The organism is Tateyamaria sp. LSS28 (genome assembly GCF_059611725.1).
The window spans coordinates 386,438-403,664 of the sequence record NZ_JCAPFI010000005.1 but is presented as its reverse complement, the minus strand read 5'-3'; the positions used below and the strand labels follow the sequence as shown (position 1 = coordinate 403,664).

The following is a 17,227-nucleotide window of genomic DNA, read 5'->3' as shown; positions in this document are numbered from 1 at the left end:
CCGCCCCATATTCGGTTCACTGAACACTTAGTTCGGAATAAGGTCGGGTATCAACGTCACGATGCCGGGGAACGTCCAAAGCAAGGCCAGCCCAGCCACCTGGATCAACACGAACGGAATGATCCCACGGTAGATGTGGCCCGTCGTCACTTCCTTCGGCGCGACCCCTCTTAGATAGAAAAGCGCAAACCCGAAGGGTGGTGTAAGGAACGACGTCTGCAGGTTCACCGCAATCATGATCGTGACCCATTTCGGATCAAACGTGCCGCCGTAGATGACCGGCCCCACGATGGGGATCACGATGTAGATGATCTCGAGGAAATCGAGCACGAAGCCAAGGATGAACAACACCAGCATCACGATCAGGAACACCGTGAACTCGTTGTCAAAGGACTTGAGGAACTGCTGGATGTAGTGTTCGCCGCCGAAAGAGATCACAACGAGGTTCAAAAGCTGCGACCCGATCAGGATGGTAAACACCATCGACGTCACCTTGGCTGTTTCGCGCACAACCGGGCTGAGAACGCCCGAGGTGTAGAGGATCCAGCACGAGAACAGCAGACCGAACAGGGCATACAGGTACGCGCCATAGGCTACGAAGAACGCAAACCAGCTTTGAGCGGACACACCACTTTGATTGATGCGCAGGTCAAAGTTCACACCGACGAGGATACAGACGATAATCGCCAGCGTGGACCAGATGATCACCTTCGGGCTGCGGTCCATGTCTGTCAGCTTGCGATAGGCGGCCAGCATGATCGCACCACCCGCGCCCAATGCCGCTGCAGGCGTTGGGTTCGTGATACCACCCAGGATCGAGCCAAGCACGGCCACGATCAACACCAGCGGCGGGAACACAACGCGCACCAGCTCGTTCTTTGAACATCGCTTCACACCCTCGACCGCACCATACAGGATCAGCGCAAACGGGATGACCATCACGGCTACATAGTACCCTGCGCTGTTGAGCGGTCCGATCAGCAATATATCGACCAGCAGGGCAAGGACCACACCAATTCCACCAATGATCAGAGGCTGATTTTCCTTGCTCGGCGCAATGCCCTTGGCCGTGGTCAGGATCAAACCAAGCAGGATCAGCAGGATCGCTGTGCCAGTGCCGATGGGGGCAGCCGACGCGACCTTGGCCTCGATCGCTGCGGCGAGTTCTTCCTCGCTCAGACGTTCAGATTGCTGGACGCCACCCGATGAGTCGATTTCCTCTTGTTGTGCAACAGCGTCGTCCCATGCAGCTTGGCCGTGCAACTCGATCATGGACGCCTTGCACTCTTCTCCGACATTCGTGCGTAGGCTGGCTGATTGGCCAATGTCGGAAAACGCCGACACGGTTGAGGATTGGCTGCCGACAATGTTCAGGTTCCCCAGCAGAATGGTACCCACAATGATCAGGACAGGTGCACCCAGGAACCACGTGAATGCCTCACCGCGCGTAATCGGTTCGGCGTTGGTTGCGCCCATTTCGACTGCAGGTGCCTTCTCAGGATTCAAAAGCGCATAGCCAAAGGCATACAGAGCATAAAGCAGCGCGAGCATGATGCCCGGCAACAGAGCCGCTTGGAACAGCGTACCCACCGACACGACCGCAGGCTCACCCAGATAGGTCAGAGCATCCGTACACCCCGCGACCTGCGCCCGGTTTTCCTGCGCGGCCGAGTAAAGGTCACCCGCAAGCGTCCCCAGAAGGACGATCACGATGGACGGCGGAATGATCTGCCCCAGCGTACCGGACGCCGCAATCACGCCTGTCGCGATCTCGGGCGAGTAGTTGTTCCGCAACATGGTCGGCAGGGCAAGCAGCCCCATGGTCACAACCGTCGCGCCCACGATGCCGGTCGATGCAGCAAGGAAGGCACCCACAACAACGATGGACACAGCCAGACCGCCCGGCAACGGTCCAAAGACGCGGGCCATGGTTGTCAGAAGGTCATTGGCAATTTTCGACCGTTCAAGGGTGATGCCCATCAGAACAAACATCAGAACCGCCAGCAGCGTTTCGATGGACTGACCGGCCAGCACACGCTCGTTCATCCGGTTCACAACAAAGGACACGTTCCGGTCCAGCGCAACTTCCCAACCGTTGGGGAACACAGGTTCGCCAATGCGCGGCAAGTCCGGGTATCGGAACACACTGATCGTATCCGGTTTTACCCCCGAATTGACCAGATCACGGTAGGCTTGTGCGCTTTCGTCAATCGCCTGGTGGATCAAGAGCCCGGCGCTGTCGAGCGACGCGATGATCCCGAAGGAAATGACCCCTGCCCCCGCAATCGCAAAGGCAACGGGAAAGCCGGAAAGGATGCCGCCAAAGAGGCAGACAAAGACGATGATCAGGCCAATTTCTACGCCATCAAGTCCAAACAACATTGTTTACTGCCCCTAACTCAGTGTGTGCCTTCGTAGGCTTCTTCGCCCTCGCCCAGCGTATCGCGGTCGAGGTATTTGCCTTCGCTCTCTTCGCCTTCTCTCCACTCAAGATACGAGCGGTAGAAGAAGGCGATCGCGTGCAGGAATACAAGCCCCGCAAAGGCGACCAGCAGGATTTTGAACAGGAAGTACCCGTTGAAGCCGTTGGGGCTGAACCCGATGGTTTCGACATTCCAGCGCACCGCGCGGGCAGAACGCTCCGCCCGTTCGATGTCCCAGCTGGCGGCCGGTTTCGGTGTGACAAGGTGGCGCCACAGGAAATACCAGCCATACATCCAGATCAGCGTGGCCGAGGGCAGCATGAACACCAGCGAGCCAAACATGTCGATCACCCGCTTGGTGCGGAATTTCACCGCGGAATAGAACAGGTCCACACGCACATGCCCGCCCTGCACGAAGGTGTAGGTGACGCACATACAGACAACGAGCGCGTTATAAAGCTTCAGTTCTTCCGCGAACCAGGAGATGTCGAACTGCAGCGGGATACCGAAGCCGATTGAGATATCCGGCCGGGTAAAAATCCGCTGCATGAATACAATGATGATCTGCTGCAGCACCATCAGAAGGCCAGCCCATGCAAAGAACCGGCCCGAGGTGTTGGCGATCCCCTCCATCACGCGCACGCAGCCCCACATGAACTCGCGTTTCCAAAGGCCGATGGCGGTGGCAACAAGGACAATGGCGAGGACAGCAAAGAAGAATTGCGTCGACCCGCCGTAGTAGACGAATTTCATCAGGGACAGCTTGTCCTCGGGCGTGCCTGCCCAGGTGACCCAGTCCAACCATGATGATGGATGCGTGATGGCGTAGGCGATGTTGTAAAAGGCCAGGCCCAGGTTCTGAAAGAACCAAAGAACGCCATCTACAAGCGTTGCAAAGGTGCCTGCGGCTTCGGCGCCGTTATCGTTTTCCATCAATGTGCCCCCTACGATCTGGTCAGAGCGTGACCATCTGATCGCCTCAGTTCCTCACGTGAACCAAGGGCCCCGATCATCGGAGCCCCTGGCGTTTTCAGAAGTGTTGGCTTAGCCGCCCAGCACGCGCACGCGCTGTTGAACATAGTAGCCGTCGGATTTGTTGATCCAGCTGGCCGAGGTGGCGAGGCTTTCTTCGAACGAGGCGCGTGTTTTTGCAAACAGCTCATCGCCCATGTTCTCGTCCATGACCTCTGCCGATGCAGCACCGAACGCATCCCAGACATCATCCGAGAATTGCAGCGTTTTCACGCCCTGCTGTTGCAGGCGGGCCAGCGCAGCACCGTTGTTGGCCAGCGTTTCGGCCAGCTGGTAGTGCGTTGTGGCACGCGCAGCGTTGGTCAGGATTGCCTGGTGCTGTGGTGTCAGGTCATTCCAGACATCCAGATTCACGTTGGCTGCCAGAGCCGAACCTGGCTCGTGGAAACCAGCGGTGTAGTAGACTTTTGCCACTTCCTGGAAGCCGGCGCGTTCGTCAGCCATCGGGCCAACCCACTCCAGACCGTCCAGAGCACCGGACGACAACGCCTGATACAGTTCACCACCGGGGATGTTCTGCACGGATGCACCGAGCTTGCCGAGCACCTTGCCGCCCAGACCTGGCATACGGAACTTCAGGCCGTTGAAGTCGGCAGCCGAGTTGATCTCGTTGCGGAACCAGCCACCGGATTGCGAACCGGAGTTACCTGCCAGCAGACCTTTGAGGTTGAAGATTTCGCCCAGCTCATCGTGCAGCTCTTGGCCGCCGCCGTGCTCGTACCAGTTGGTGACTTCCTGCGCGGTGCCGCCGAAGGGCACAGCTGTGTAGTAGGCATATGCCGGGTGCTGACCGATGAAGTAGTAGTCAGCCGAGTGGTACATGTCCGCCTGGCCCGACGACACGGCGTCGAACACTTCGAACGCGCCAACCAACTCGCCCGGGGCTTTCTTGTCGATAGTCAGTTGACCATCCGACATCTCGCCCACGAATTGTTCAAGGTAGCTTGCCGCGTCATCCAGAACGGCAAAGCCGCGGGGCCACGAGGTGACCATTGTCAGCGTGCGCTTGCCCTGCGCATAGGCCGGCGCGGCCAGCGTGGTTGCCGCGGCGGCGGACCCACCAAGTGCAGACGTCTTTAGAAAAGAACGACGATCCATAGAGATACTCCTCCCAAATATGATGCCCTTCCCCTCCCAGGGGGGCGGATCGTTTCGAGTGCCGACACACTAGCGATGGCGGCCACGATGAAAATACCTAGTACTGCGTAGAAAGTCGGCAATTCTGCGCGTTTGGTCAGTTTTTTTCACCAATTTTGACCGCGTTTCATTCTACCGCGATCCTGTTAGCGCACGTAATTTTCGCTGTGCCTCTTTGATTCGAGCGGTAATCCGCGTATCGAATCATGCTGTGCGACATGCCCTTTCCAACCTGCGCCTGAGCTATGCGCAAAAGCTGTCACTTGTGGCTGCGGTTCCGCTTATCCTTGCGGTCGCGGCAATCGCTGTCTTGGTTGCCATACAATCCCGCGCTTTGGCCGAAAGGGAGATACAGGCCCTGGAAACCCAGTTGATCGAGGCCAAGAAAAGGGAACTGCGCAACTATGTGACGCAGGCCCGCAACGGGTTCTACTTCATCTATGGATCAGCCGCACCCGACGATCAGGAAGCCAAAGATCAGGTGGCACAAATCCTGTCGGCTATGATTTACGGGGATGAAGGGTTCTTTTTCGTCTATGACTATGACGGCACAAATCTGGTCAACCCGCGCCAGACCGAGATGATCAACAACAATCATCTTGCGCTCACTGACAGTCGGGGCACGCATGTCGTTTCCAACCTGATCGATATCGCGCGCCAAGGCGACGGGTACCTGACCCACCTTTGGCCGAAGCCGTCCAACGGTCAGGAAGCCGAGATGATCACCTATGTCACCTCCTTCCCCTCGTGGCGTTGGGCTGTTGGCACCGGCGTCTATATCGATGACGTCCTGACCTCGGTCGCTGAGGCGCGCGCCGACGTGGAAACCCGGGTACAACGCACGTTCTATTATATATCCGCCATCACGTTGGCTGCTCTGCTGATGGTCTTTGGCTCCGGCATGGCGCTGAACTTTCGTGAACGCCGTTTGGCCGACGCCAAGCTAAAGAAACTGACGCAACGGGTCTTTGACGCGCAGGAAGAGGAACGCGGCCGCGTGGCCCGTGAATTGCATGACGGCATCAGCCAGATACTTGTTGGTGTCCGCTATGCGCTCGACAGTGCGCGGCGGCGTTTGGACAAGGGCAGTGGCGACGCAACGGCCCCGTTGACCCAAGGCATAGACAACTTGGGCACGGCCATTTCGGAAGTACGCCGCATCAGTCGTGATCTGCGCCCGGGCGCATTGGATGACTTGGGGCTTGGCCCTGCCCTCAAAGCCCTGATCGAGGATTTTGCGAACCGGACCGGGATCGAGACGGATTTCCAAACCGTGGTGTTCCGCAACCGACTGGATCAGGATGCCAAAATCGCGCTTTATCGCATCGCGCAGGAAGCACTTACCAACATCGAACGGCACGCCGCGGCAACAAACGTGTCCGTCGATCTGCGGGGTCACAAACGCGGGGCAACGCTGCGCATCTCGGACAACGGTGTCGGTCTTGACCAGACCGTCAGCCGAAGGTCTGCAGGAATTGGTTTGCGAAACATGCAGGAACGTGTGGAGCAGCTGGATGGTACGTTGCGCATCCTGTCTGGTGCGGGCCAGCAGGGTGGCACCGTGATCGAAGCAACGGTACCATTGACGCACCTGCTGCCACCAGAAAGCTCGACAACCGGTAAGGAGCGCGCACGCGCATGACTGACTTAATTCGCGTTCTGATCGTTGACGATCACCCAATGGTCGCGCAGGGCATCCAATCTGTTCTTGAGGACCACGATGGCATTTCTGTCGTCGGAACACTTGGCACCGGTCGTGCCGTGATTGATCAACTGGACGCTCTTGATCCGGACGTCATTCTGATGGATCTCAACATGCCCGAGATGGGCGGTTTGACAGCCACCGAACTTGTTCTGGAAAAACGCCCGGGCACACGCATCCTCATCCTATCCATGCATGACAGTCCCGAATACATCTCATCCGCCCTGAGCCACGGTGCGATGGGTTACGTGTTGAAAGACGTACCGACCGAAGAGATTGCACAAGCGATAGAGACTGTCATGAAAGGTGAACGTTACCTGTGCACTGGTGCAGAAGGGGCCATTGCGCCCAAGCGCGCAGATGTCGCCGGCGCGCTGACCGGGCGCGAGCAAACCATCCTGCTGCAACTCGCACAAGGGCTGTCCAACAAGGAAGTGGCAAACGCCTTGGACATCTCCGTACGGACGGTTGAAACCCACCGCAAGAATATCAAGCGCAAGCTAGGCATATCGTCCACCGCCGGTCTGACACGCTATGCACTTGAGCATGGCGTGCTGCAGGGCACCGGCAACGCGCTTTAGGCGAGGCTTCCTAACGATTTCTAAAGTGATCAGTGGCAATGCTCGGGCATGTCACAACTGTCTTTTCAAACCACGTCTGCACCTGAGACGGACGCAGAACGCTTTGCACAACGCCGGGCTGCCATCGACTTGATCGCAACCACCCGGGCAAGGGCCATACGTTCGGCATTGTTTGGATCATATCTGTTTCGTGTAAATCCACTTGGTCCCGAAACCAGTGAAAAGCGGGCGCAATGGCGGGCCGTCCTGAACGAACAGCGTGACGCTATCGCACGTTCGGCGGCACTTGTGCAGGGAACGGACCCCCAAAAGGCCGTGCCTGACTGGGTCTGTGAGTGGATTGGACAGCATGGATCCGAAAACCCCAAGACGGTCGCTGACTTTGTGAGAATGAGCGACCTCACAAACGATGTCGCTCTTGCCGCTGGCGGCGATGATGTCCGACGGTTGCGCGACGCTCTTGATGTCCATTTGCGGGTTGGACGCGGTGGTTTCTTCGAAAGCGTCACCGGGTTTTGCGACGGTCTTTGGGCCAAGTTGGACGCGTCACGTCATGAAGAGGTAGAGCGCGCAAGTGCGGCCGGGGATGCGATCTCCAAAACTCTGACCCGGCTTGAACAGATCGGCAAACATGTCCGCCTTGTGTCTCTCAACGCATCGGTCGAAGCGGCACGTGTCGGCGATGCTGGCCGCGGCCTGGGTGTGATCGCGGTCGAATTCAAAACTCTGGCCGAAGAGATTCAGATGCTGGCCACCACCGCCCGCTCCGAAATAGCGGCCATGACTGGCAGTGAGGATGGCTGCAGCATCGCAAAAAGAGGCAAAAATTACCTTTAATGTCGGCAGGAAGGCCTCACGCGAAACAAAGTTTCACATTTTTCCAGCCGCAGGACAGTTTTTTCTGTTTTTCCACTGTTGACCCTCCTTTGGGGTACGCATAATGTTCGCTCACGCAGAAAAGGACCTCAGGGTTAATGACTGAACTAGTCGTCATCGTAGTGGACACGCGCATGGGCCGGTAACGGAACTCCAGAACGAGACCCATGCGCCCCCGAAACCCGGGGGTTTTTTTGTGCGCAACAGAAACCGCAAATCGGAGCACGCGGAACATGACACGTCAAATGACCGGAGCGAAAATGGTCGTCCAAGCCCTCATCGATCAGGGTGTGGACACGGTATTCGGATATCCCGGTGGCGCTGTGCTACCGATCTATGACGAGATCTTTCAGCAGAACTCGATCAAGCACATCCTTGTGCGTCACGAACAAGGCGCAGTGCACGCAGCCGAAGGGTATGCACGTGCGACAGGCAAGCCCGGCGTGTGCCTTGTTACCTCCGGCCCCGGTGCGACAAACGCCGTGACAGGTTTGACAGATGCGCTGATGGATTCGATCCCGATCATCGTTCTTACAGGTCAGGTTCCTACATTCATGATCGGATCGGATGCGTTCCAGGAAGCGGATACGGTCGGCATCACCCGCCCCTGCACAAAACACAATTGGCTTGTGAAGGAAACTGACGGCCTGTCAGGCGTCATCCATGAGGCATTCCACGTGGCAACCGCTGGCCGCCCGGGCCCAGTGCTGATTGACATCCCAAAAGACGTGCAGTTCGCAACCGGAACATACAACCCGCCCAAACCTTCAACCTCCCACTACCAGCCGCAGGTCAAGGGTGACATGGAGGCGATCACAGAGTTGGTTGCCGCAATTGAGACAGCCAAACGCCCGATTTTCTATACAGGTGGCGGCGTCATCAACTCCGGCCCGGGCGCGAGCCAGCTGCTGCGGGAACTTGTGGATGCGACAGGCTTCCCCATCACGTCGACCTTGATGGGCCTCGGTTGTTATCCTGCCAGTGGGAAACACTGGATGGGCATGCTTGGTATGCACGGTCTCTACGAGGCCAATATGGCGATGCACGATTGCGATTTGATGATCAACATCGGCGCACGTTTCGATGACCGGATCACGGGCCGCATTGACGCGTTCAGTCCAAAATCAAAGAAAGCCCATATCGACATCGATCCGTCCTCGATCAACAAGGTGATTAAGGCGGACATCCCGATTGTCGGCGATGTCGGGCACGTGTTGGAGGACATCTTAAAGGTCTGGAAGTCGCGCGGGCGCAAAACCAATCAGGCTGCACTGGCGCAGTGGCGGGCTAAGATTGATGAATGGAAAGCTGTGGATTGCCTGAAGTTCACGCAAGAAGGCAAAACCATCAGACCGCAGCACGCATTGGCGCGGTTGGAGGCTCTGACCAAGGACCATGATCGCTACATCTGTACCGAGGTGGGCCAGCACCAGATGTGGGCAGCGCAGTACCTCGGTTTCGAAGATCCGAACCGCTGGATGACATCCGGGGGCTTGGGCACAATGGGCTACGGCTTCCCAGCCTCGATCGGCGTACAGATGGGACATCCCGAAGCGTTGGTGATCAATGTGGCGGGCGAAGCATCTTGGCTGATGAACATGCAGGAACTGGGGACAGCGATGCAGTTCAACCTGCCGGTCAAGCAATTCATCCTCAACAACGAACGCTTAGGTATGGTGCGTCAGTGGCAGGAGCTGCTGCATGGTGAGCGCTATTCACATTCGTGGTCCGAAAGCCTGCCCGACTTCGTAAAACTTGCCGAGGCGTTTGGCGCCAAGGGCATCATCTGCTCCGATCCGGACGACCTGGATGAAGCAATCATGGAGATGATCAACCACGATGGACCCGTCCTGTTCGACTGTCTGGTTGAGAAACACGAAAACTGCTTCCCGATGATCCCATCAGGCAAGGCGCATAACGAGATGCTGCTGGGCGAGGCCGAGACGCAGGGTGTGATTGATGCCAAGGGGAGTGTTTTGGTTTGATGCAGCGTAGTGTGGTTTCGGTAATCTCAGCAGTTTTCGCACTGTCTGCATGTGACGCGCCGGCTCCTTCAAAGGACGGTCAATCATCCCGCGCCCAAATCTCGTTCATCGACGACCCGCAACTGAAGCAACATTCAAATGTCAAGCTAGATGCAAAGACACGCGCCGCATTTGAAGATTTCAAAGCGGAACCCAACGCTCACGGCGCATTCTATGTGCCACGAGACGGCAGAAGCTGGGGATGGCACAGAAACACCGCCACTGCGGCGGATGCCAAGAAGACAGCCAAGGTGACATGTGAGTTCTTTGCGAAGCGGACCTGTATTCTCTATGCGACATGGGAGGGTGGTTCGACAGATGCGCTTGACGCCCTGCCCGCGCAATACAAAGAGAGACTAGGCAAAGCGCTTCGAGAGAACCGCCTTGGCAACGACTTGGCGTTGGCGGTTTCTCCCATTGGGTCGTATGGGTGGTCATGGAATTACGGGTTTGACGCCGAGGCGAAGGCCAGTGCGCTAAAGCAGTGTAATGAAAGCGTCGACAAGCGGCGCCCAAGTTTCGATCCGCCGCAACGAGAAGCCTACGAGCAGAACGGCGTTTTCGATTGCCGCATCCAATTGTTCTTCTGAAGCAACCTCGAAAGACACCGCCATGTCCGCACTAAAGATCAAAAAAGGCTCCACCAGCCACTCCGCATACAACCTACGCCCCACCTTTTCGGACGTGGAAGAACGACACACCTTGGCGGTACTGGTCGAGAACGAACCAGGAGTTCTAGCCCGTGTCATTGGCCTGTTCTCGGGGCGGGGCTACAACATCGAAAGCCTGACGGTGGCCGAGGTAGATCACACCGGCCATCTGTCCCGCATCACAATTGTGACCACTGGTACTCCGCAAGTGATCGAGCAGATCAAGGCGCAGCTGGGACGGATCGTATCTGTGCACGAAGTCCACGACCTTACAGTCGAAGGACCGTCTGTTGAACGGGAACTGGCCATGTTCAAAGTCTCGGGCCAAGGTGAGAAACGCGTGGAAGCGCTGCGCCTGGCTGATATTTTCCGCGCCAACGTGGTCGACAGCACTCTGGAAAGCTTCGTGTTTGAGATTACCGGCGCCCCGGACAAGATTGACGCTTTTGCTGACTTGATGCGTCCACTTGGGCTGGTAGAGGTGGCACGGACGGGCGTTGCCGCCCTGCCCCGTGGCGACTAGGCAAAGGGTTCGCCCACCTTCAGCAAACGCTTTTCATAGGGTGTTAACTCATCTTCCGTACAGTATCCCGACGCGCGCGCTGCGGCCTTTGCGGCGCCAATGCTCGTACCGAGATGCTCATAGATCATGCGCACGACCCGGTCATTGCTCAGTGTCTCTTGCACGGTACGCGCCACGTACCCAACCCAGACATTGTTTTCAAAAGATGTCACCCGGCTCAGGTAATTGAACGATGCTGTGTGAGACCCCCGACGCGAGATCAGTGCACTCACGCCGTCTTCCTGACGCAAGACCAACCCACGAAACTCGCGCGCCTGCCGCGTGATGGGCATTCCCTGCACACCCAAGGCTGCTTTGGTTTCGTACCCCCGCACAATCGTGGCCCCGTCATCTCTGAAGACGCGTACCAGTCCCGTCACAAATCTGTCGGTGTCCAGAAAGCTGGCCCGGACGAAACGATAAAACCCACTAGGAAACAGGTTCTCATCAATCAGCCCAACCCCGGCGCCGACAAAATCCTTAAGGAGCGGACCGGTAAGTGGATCAGAACCTGACATAATGTTTTGCACAGGTTCAAGCAGCACGCGTGCATCAACATCAAAGAAGTCACAGATGCGTGCCAAGACATCAGGCCGCGGAAAGCTCTCTCCAGAAAGATAGCGATTGAACTGTGTCCGGTTGATACCCAACTGGCGGGACAGCTCGGAAATGGACGGATAGCTTTCGGCAAGAATCCGCAAGTTTTCACCGAACATGCTGCGCAATTCCGCCGGTGATCTGCGCGTTTCAGGCATAGTTGTCTCTTCGTTTTGTGCTCGAATCGGAATGTAATCGTTAATCCGACGCCAATCCGAGCCACTTGCTCAAAACGTGACGCCAATTCGCATCAAAGGTGACGCAAAACTGCTTCTGAACGATACTGTTCCAGACACAAAATGCAAGCGAACGTTACCGACTTAGACATGTCGTAAATGTCTAGAATTGAGTTTGATAAAAACTGTCTAACTCTGGGTAGAGCAATGATTGGTGTCATCCTTTGGAGCGATCCAACAACTGAGAAAGCAGTCATCTGGTGTGAGGACCACGGCGACCTCGCTTTCCTGTCGCGAGACGATTGTGACTCACTGCCGGAAGCATTCTTTGATGTTGGCGACATGGTCGAGTTTGATGCTTTTGCCGAACGCAATCTACGCAAGGTACGGCGCGCGCATCTGCTGCAGCAAAACCATGATACAACCCTACCCGACAGCCTGCACCGAATCAGACACGAGAAACGCGCACTTGTCGATGTCACGGACTCGGCAGAAATCATTCCTTTCCGCCTTCCTTCCAAAGCCCGTCCAGCTCCGGAGCGTATGCCGCAACAGTTGCGCAGTGTCTAAACCTTAGACAACATGTCGGGCACGGAAAAATTCTGTCGAAAATCTGCGCACCTCAACCGCCGTGACACATACCTTGTGTGTCAAACAGCAGGTGGGGAATGCGAATGGAAACGACAACCCTGAGTTCAGTGCGCCGCCCGATTTCGTCTGCACATGGCCTGCCGAACGAACACTACACCAGCCCGGCTGTGTTCGAGGAGGAGCGCGAGGCGCTTTTGATGGCAGGCTGGTCAGGTTTGGCCGTTGCGGCGGACGTTCCGACACCGGGCGATACCGTTCCGCAGACCTTTCTTGGGATTCCCTTGCTCCTGATCCGGGACAAGTCGGGTACAGTACGCGTGTTTCACAACATCTGCCGCCACCGGGGCATGATCCTGGTCGATGCTCCCCGCAAGATCGAAGGGGCCATACGCTGTCCCTACCACAGCTGGTGTTACTCAACCGAAGGACGACTGGTTTCAACACCCCATGTGGGAGGACCTGGTCAGAACACCGCCGATGGGATCGACAAATCCTTTCTAGGGCTGATCGAGGTGCGCAGCCACGTGTGGATGGGCGTCGTCTGGATCAATTTGTCTGGCGATGCTCAGCCCTTTGAAGAGGCCAACGCAGATTTGCTTGCCCGTTGGATTGAGTTTGACAAACCATTGTACCACGGGGGCGAAGACAGCCATTTCCAACTCAGCGTGAACTGCAACTGGAAACTTGCGGTCGAGAACTATTGCGAGAGCTATCACCTGCCGTGGGTACACCCGGATCTCAACACGTACTCGCGGCTCGAAGATCATTACCACATCGAAGCCCCCAATAGATACTCAGGGCAAGGCACGCGCGTTTATCGGCAATTATCTGGTGACGACAATCGCACATTCCCAGACTTCGAGGGATTGAGCGACAAGTGGGACACTGCGGCGGAATACATCACAGCCTATCCAAATGTGCTGCTAGGTGTGCATCGCGATCATGCCTTTGCCATCATATTGGTCCCACAGGGCCCAGGGCAAACGACCGAAAACGTCCACCTGTATTACGCGCAGCCTGACACCGATCCCGCTTTGAGGATGCGCAACGCCGCGCAGTGGAAGCAGGTTTTCGAGGAAGATATTTTTGTTGTGGAAGGTATGCAGCGCGGCCGTCAAACACCGGCGTTTGACGGCGGTCGCTTCTCACCGGCGATGGATGGGCCGACGCACCTGTTCCACACCTGGGTTGCAGAACGGATGATGGCCCATCGCGCGGCGGCCAACGCTGCCGAATGAATGATCTTGAGCAGCGTCTTCTGGCGGCACATACCGATGGCAAACACGCTACTTTGGTCGGTCTGTATCAAGAGGCTGCGACTGCGGCGCCGTCGGAGAATGAACGCGCCTTTTTGCTGACGCAAGCACACGTCTTTGCCTTGGACACGGCACATCCGGATGCCCCGCTTCTGCGTCAAATGCTGATCGACATGGGGCGCGAAACACCGCTTTAACGCGCACCTGCCGCCATTTGCGCATAGATGTGCCAGGATGCGTGCCCAAGCCACGGCAGAACGATCACCAGCCCAAGCAGTCCGGGTAGCATCGCCAGAAACAACAAAACCACGATGACAGCCGCCCAACTTAGCATGGGGACAATGTGGGCCTGCACATGCCCCCAACTGGCGAGGATTGCGGTCATGTAATCCACCTCGCGCGCCAGTAGCAGCGGCAGGCCAAATACGCACATCGAAAAGAAGATAAAGGCAAAGATGCCTCCGACAACGGTGCCAAGCGCAATCATCATCAAGCCATCTATGGTCAGGAAAACATCAAACGATGTCGTGACGTTCACCATGGGTTTGAGGCCCAGAAACAGTGCGAAAATCATGTGCCCCAGAAAAAACCAAAACAGCAGCGCAACCACCATCAGCATGGACAGCCATGGCAGTTGTCTCCCCCGTTCTTCCCGCAGCTGTGCAAGGATTACGCCGATGCCCGCAGGTTGCCCCATCCCGATCCGCCGCGACACTTCGTAAGTTCCAAGTGCACAAAGTGGAGCCACGAGAGGAAACCCGAAAACGGCCAAGATCAGCCAGAACGTGTGACCGGCCCACATTGTCAGTCCAATCAAGCCCCAACCCGCAATGACCGAGGCAATCCCGGTCAACAGACCAAAGCCCGGCGCTGCCCGGAAATCACTCCAACCCGCAGATAATGCATGGCGAATAAATGCAGGCCGCGGCGCATCAAATGGCGGCACACCTGCCGGGAGGCTGGGATACGGATTCGCTTCCATTACATGAGACCCTCCATTCCGGGACGGCGCGCAGGCCAGTCCGTCATATCGTGCCATGCTTGTGCCAATCGCAGCAAGAGCGCGTCGCTGCCCCGGCGTCCAATCAATTGTAGTCCCATGGGCAGATCGCGCGGACCACCAAAACCGGCCGGTACACACACAACAGGCAAGCCAAGCAAACTCGCAGGCACCACGACTTCCATCCAGCGGTGATATGTATCCATCGCCGTGCCACCGATCTCGCGCGGCCAATCAATTGAAACGTCGAAAGGCCACATCTGGGCCGATGGCAGTACAAGCACATCGTAGCTTTCGAACAAGGCCGTGGCGGCCCTGAACCAGCTTGATCTTACCACACTGGCCCTATGCACTTCCATCGCAGACAAGGTGAGACCGCGTTCGATTTCCCAGATCGCCGTGTCTTTCAATTGATCGCGCTTGGCTGGGTCGGCGTGAAGAACCTCAAGGTTCCCGGCGACAGCCCAACTGCGCAACGTAATCCAGGACGACCAAATCGCATCGCGATCAAACGGTGCAGTCAGGGCGTCCACTGTGATGCCCAACCCTTCCATCTCCGTCAACGCCGCTTTGCACAGGTCCAACACACCAGCCTCCATGGGCAACGCGCTGCCCCAATCGCCCAACCAGCCAATGCGTAAGCCGTCGGCACCGCCACCGATCTGTGGCAATGCGGGCGGCGCATCGACACCATGCGGCTGGCGTGGATCGGACCCTGTCATCGTATCCAGAAGGGCTGCCAGATCGCTCGGTGTACGGGCCATCGGCCCATTTGTGGAAAGCTGATGCAAGAAGCTATCGCCCATCGGTTCCGACGGCACGAGGCCCCAGCTTGGCCGCATTCCATACACATTGTTCCATCCCGCCGGGTTGCGCAGAGACCCCATCATGTCCGAGCCGTCGGCGACGCTCAGCATCCCGGTGGCCAAGGCCACCCCTGCCCCACCAGACGATCCACCCGCGCTGCGTTCAGTATCGTAAGGGTTGCGGGTTGCGCCAAAGACCGGGTTGACGCTGTGCGACCCCAGGCCAAACTCCGGCGTATTTGTCTTTCCGATGATGATGGCTCCGGCAGCACGCAACCGGGCCACCATGATATCATCGGATTGCGCCACCTGCCCGGCAAACAAAGGTGACCCCATAGAGGTCGGCAGGCCCTTGGCGTTTGCCAGATCCTTGATAGCCATCGGGATGCCATGCAACCAACCTGCCTTAGTCGCTGCATCAGCCGCGCGCGCCTCGGACATCAAAGCGTCGGCATCTCGCAACGACACAATCGCGTTGACCTTTGGATTGATTGCAGAAATGCGATTAAGCGTCTGCTCCATGAGCGCTTCTGCAGTGATGTTGCCCGCATCCAACTGTGTCCGCAGTGCGAGCGCACCTTGCTGGATCATGTGATTGGCCTCCCTTCGGGTTGGCAGGCCAAAGGCGGGTTACTCCGCCTGCGCCTCTGCCCGGGACTTGCCCGATACATCCAAAGCTAACGTGGCCGCCATCAACCCATCAAGGTCTCCGTCCAGAACACCCTTGGTGTCAGACGTCTCGTAATTGGTCCGCAGGTCTTTCACCATCTGGTAGGGCTGCAGAACATAGGACCGAATCTGGTTGCCCCACCCCGCATCGCCCTTGTTCTCATGCATCTCGTTCACAGCAGCATTCCGGCGGTCCAACTCCATCTGATAAAGGCGGCTTTTCAACGCCTTCATCGCAATGTCGCGGTTCTGGTGCTGGGATTTTTCAGAGCTGGTGACGACAATACCCGTGGGCGCATGGGTGATCCGCACCGCCGAGTCGGTTGTGTTCACGTGCTGCCCGCCCGCGCCGGACGACCGGTAAGTGTCGATGCGAATGTCGGCAGGATTCACCTCAATCTCAATATTGTCGTCCACCACGGGATAGACACCGACGGAGGTAAAGCTGGTGTGGCGTTTCGCGGCACTGTCAAACGGGCTGATGCGCACAAGTCGGTGCACGCCGCTTTCCGACTTTAGCCAACCATAAGCATTCTGGCCGCTGATCTTGTAGGTGGCCGACTTTATGCCAGCCTCTTCCCCCGCGCTTTCGGACTGCAGTTCAACCTTGTAGCCCTTCTTTTCCGCCCAACGGACATACATCCGCGCCAGCATTGCGGCCCAGTCACAGGATTCTGTTCCGCCCGCGCCCGAGTTGATCTCAAGGAAGGTGTCGTTGCCGTCAGCCTCACCATCAAGCAGCGCCTCAAGCTCTTTCTGAGCCGCCGTTTCGGCCAGTGCCTTAATCGCAGCTTCCGCGTCAGCGACAACCTCGTCATCTTCCTCCATCTCACCCAACTCAATGAGTTCGATATTATCTGCCAGATCCTGCTTGATGCGATCATGCGTTTCCATGGCATCCACAAGCATCTGGCGGTCACGCATCAGCTTTTGCGCAGCCTCGGGATCGTCCCACAGGTTGGGGTCCTCGACACGCGCGTTGAACTCTTCCAGCCGGTGCTGAGCCGTTTCAACATCCAGCCGCTGAGCCAACAAAGCCACCGACTTTTCAATCTCTTCGACGACATTCTGAATTTCGGCGCGCATGTCTCATCCTTCTTGGCAGAGCTTCGAGATAGCCCATGCAAGACTGCGCGACAAGATCA

The 17,227-nt window shown here is 57.2% G+C and carries 16 protein-coding genes; 9 read left to right on the top strand and 7 right to left on the bottom strand.

Annotated features, from left to right (window positions below; genetic code table 11):
* Positions 1-27: 27 nt before the first annotated feature.
* From AC53L6_RS17680 to AC53L6_RS17670, 3 genes are all read right to left on the bottom strand, one after another.
* Positions 28-2,382: a TRAP transporter large permease gene (locus AC53L6_RS17680; RefSeq protein ID WP_496908797.1), complete on the bottom strand. Its 2,355-nt coding sequence runs from the start codon at positions 2,380-2,382 to the stop codon at positions 28-30.
* 17 nt (positions 2,383-2,399) lie between these two features.
* Positions 2,400-3,356: a TRAP transporter small permease subunit gene (locus tag AC53L6_RS17675; RefSeq protein ID WP_496908796.1), complete on the bottom strand. Its 957-nt coding sequence runs from the start codon at positions 3,354-3,356 to the stop codon at positions 2,400-2,402.
* A 111-nt stretch (positions 3,357-3,467) separates the two neighbouring features.
* Positions 3,468-4,553 carry a TRAP transporter substrate-binding protein gene (locus AC53L6_RS17670; RefSeq protein WP_496908795.1) on the bottom strand — a complete coding sequence of 362 codons (1,086 nt, stop codon included), beginning with the start codon at positions 4,551-4,553 and terminating at the stop codon, positions 3,468-3,470.
* Between the two features lie 250 nt (positions 4,554-4,803).
* Here AC53L6_RS17670 and AC53L6_RS17665 point away from each other — a divergent pair, with 250 nt between their 5' ends.
* The 6 genes from AC53L6_RS17665 (at position 4,804) to ilvN (ending at position 10,948) form a co-directional block, all read left to right on the top strand.
* Complete coding sequence (locus tag AC53L6_RS17665; RefSeq protein WP_496908794.1) at positions 4,804-6,234, top strand: cache domain-containing protein; 1,431 nt, start codon at positions 4,804-4,806, stop codon at positions 6,232-6,234.
* On the top strand, positions 6,231-6,875 hold the full coding sequence (locus AC53L6_RS17660; protein WP_496908793.1) for a response regulator transcription factor: 645 nt from the start codon (positions 6,231-6,233) through the stop codon (positions 6,873-6,875). Before AC53L6_RS17665 ends, AC53L6_RS17660 begins: the two co-directional genes overlap by 4 nt.
* Before the next feature lie 48 nt (positions 6,876-6,923).
* Positions 6,924-7,712 (top strand): methyl-accepting chemotaxis protein, encoded by a 789-nt coding sequence (locus tag AC53L6_RS17655; protein WP_496908792.1) that lies wholly within the window; start codon positions 6,924-6,926, stop codon positions 7,710-7,712.
* Positions 7,713-7,984: 272 nt separating this feature from the next.
* Positions 7,985-9,736 (top strand): acetolactate synthase 3 large subunit, encoded by a 1,752-nt coding sequence (locus AC53L6_RS17650; RefSeq protein ID WP_496908791.1) that lies wholly within the window; start codon positions 7,985-7,987, stop codon positions 9,734-9,736.
* On the top strand, positions 9,736-10,365 hold the full coding sequence (locus AC53L6_RS17645) for a hypothetical protein (RefSeq protein ID WP_496908790.1): 630 nt from the start codon (positions 9,736-9,738) through the stop codon (positions 10,363-10,365). Before AC53L6_RS17650 ends, AC53L6_RS17645 begins: the two co-directional genes overlap by 1 nt.
* A gap of 22 nt (positions 10,366-10,387) precedes the next feature.
* Positions 10,388-10,948 carry an acetolactate synthase small subunit gene (gene ilvN, locus AC53L6_RS17640; RefSeq protein WP_299207102.1) on the top strand — a complete coding sequence of 187 codons (561 nt, stop codon included), beginning with the start codon at positions 10,388-10,390 and terminating at the stop codon, positions 10,946-10,948.
* On the opposite strand, the gene AC53L6_RS17635 is transcribed toward ilvN, so the two are convergent.
* Complete coding sequence (locus tag AC53L6_RS17635) at positions 10,945-11,703, bottom strand: helix-turn-helix domain-containing protein (protein ID WP_299605918.1); 759 nt, start codon at positions 11,701-11,703, stop codon at positions 10,945-10,947. The genes ilvN and AC53L6_RS17635 overlap by 4 nt on opposite strands.
* 264 nt (positions 11,704-11,967) lie before the next feature.
* Here AC53L6_RS17635 and AC53L6_RS17630 point away from each other — a divergent pair, with 264 nt between their 5' ends.
* The 3 genes from AC53L6_RS17630 (at position 11,968) to AC53L6_RS17620 (ending at position 13,804) form a co-directional block, all read left to right on the top strand.
* The gene (locus tag AC53L6_RS17630) at positions 11,968-12,330 is read left to right on the top strand and encodes a hypothetical protein (protein WP_496908789.1); all 363 of its coding nucleotides are present in this window, start codon (positions 11,968-11,970) and stop codon (positions 12,328-12,330) included.
* A 98-nt stretch (positions 12,331-12,428) separates the two neighbouring features.
* On the top strand, positions 12,429-13,589 hold the full coding sequence (locus AC53L6_RS17625) for an aromatic ring-hydroxylating oxygenase subunit alpha (protein WP_496908788.1): 1,161 nt from the start codon (positions 12,429-12,431) through the stop codon (positions 13,587-13,589).
* Positions 13,586-13,804 (top strand): hypothetical protein, encoded by a 219-nt coding sequence (locus AC53L6_RS17620; protein WP_299207110.1) that lies wholly within the window; start codon positions 13,586-13,588, stop codon positions 13,802-13,804. The genes AC53L6_RS17625 and AC53L6_RS17620 overlap by 4 nt, the downstream gene beginning before the upstream one ends.
* On the opposite strand, the gene AC53L6_RS17615 is transcribed toward AC53L6_RS17620, so the two are convergent.
* The 3 genes from AC53L6_RS17615 to prfB are packed head-to-tail and all read right to left on the bottom strand — an operon-like array spanning position 13,801 to position 17,168.
* On the bottom strand, positions 13,801-14,589 hold the full coding sequence (locus AC53L6_RS17615; protein ID WP_299774500.1) for a DUF2189 domain-containing protein: 789 nt from the start codon (positions 14,587-14,589) through the stop codon (positions 13,801-13,803). The genes AC53L6_RS17620 and AC53L6_RS17615 overlap by 4 nt on opposite strands.
* Positions 14,589-16,004: an amidase gene (locus AC53L6_RS17610; protein WP_496908787.1), complete on the bottom strand. Its 1,416-nt coding sequence runs from the start codon at positions 16,002-16,004 to the stop codon at positions 14,589-14,591. The genes AC53L6_RS17615 and AC53L6_RS17610 overlap by 1 nt, the downstream gene beginning before the upstream one ends.
* 39 nt (positions 16,005-16,043) lie before the next feature.
* A complete protein-coding gene (prfB, locus tag AC53L6_RS17605) occupies positions 16,044-17,168 on the bottom strand; it encodes a peptide chain release factor 2 (protein WP_299207116.1) in 1,125 nt (374 codons plus the stop codon).
* Between the last annotated feature and the right edge of the window lie 59 nt (positions 17,169-17,227).

Excerpts from the sequence above, each read along its gene's own strand:
- AC53L6_RS17635 (WP_299605918.1), bottom strand. The coding sequence starts at position 11,703 with ATGTTCGGTGAAAACTTGCGGATTCTTGCCGAAAGCTATCCGTCCATT.
- AC53L6_RS17645 (WP_496908790.1), top strand. The coding sequence starts at position 9,736 with ATGCAGCGTAGTGTGGTTTCGGTAATCTCAGCAGTTTTCGCACTGTCT.
- AC53L6_RS17670 (WP_496908795.1), bottom strand. The coding sequence starts at position 4,553 with ATGGATCGTCGTTCTTTTCTAAAGACGTCTGCACTTGGTGGGTCCGCC.
- AC53L6_RS17630 (WP_496908789.1), top strand. The coding sequence starts at position 11,968 with ATGATTGGTGTCATCCTTTGGAGCGATCCAACAACTGAGAAAGCAGTC.
- ilvN (WP_299207102.1), top strand. The coding sequence starts at position 10,388 with ATGTCCGCACTAAAGATCAAAAAAGGCTCCACCAGCCACTCCGCATAC.
- AC53L6_RS17615 (WP_299774500.1), bottom strand. The coding sequence starts at position 14,589 with ATGGAAGCGAATCCGTATCCCAGCCTCCCGGCAGGTGTGCCGCCATTT.
- AC53L6_RS17680 (WP_496908797.1), bottom strand. The coding sequence starts at position 2,382 with ATGTTGTTTGGACTTGATGGCGTAGAAATTGGCCTGATCATCGTCTTT.
- AC53L6_RS17675 (WP_496908796.1), bottom strand. The coding sequence starts at position 3,356 with ATGGAAAACGATAACGGCGCCGAAGCCGCAGGCACCTTTGCAACGCTT.
- AC53L6_RS17660 (WP_496908793.1), top strand. The coding sequence starts at position 6,231 with ATGACTGACTTAATTCGCGTTCTGATCGTTGACGATCACCCAATGGTC.
- AC53L6_RS17625 (WP_496908788.1), top strand. The coding sequence starts at position 12,429 with ATGCGAATGGAAACGACAACCCTGAGTTCAGTGCGCCGCCCGATTTCG.
- AC53L6_RS17650 (WP_496908791.1), top strand. The coding sequence starts at position 7,985 with ATGACACGTCAAATGACCGGAGCGAAAATGGTCGTCCAAGCCCTCATC.
- prfB (WP_299207116.1), bottom strand. The coding sequence starts at position 17,168 with ATGCGCGCCGAAATTCAGAATGTCGTCGAAGAGATTGAAAAGTCGGTG.
- AC53L6_RS17620 (WP_299207110.1), top strand. The coding sequence starts at position 13,586 with ATGAATGATCTTGAGCAGCGTCTTCTGGCGGCACATACCGATGGCAAA.
- AC53L6_RS17610 (WP_496908787.1), bottom strand. The coding sequence starts at position 16,004 with ATGATCCAGCAAGGTGCGCTCGCACTGCGGACACAGTTGGATGCGGGC.
- AC53L6_RS17655 (WP_496908792.1), top strand. The coding sequence starts at position 6,924 with ATGTCACAACTGTCTTTTCAAACCACGTCTGCACCTGAGACGGACGCA.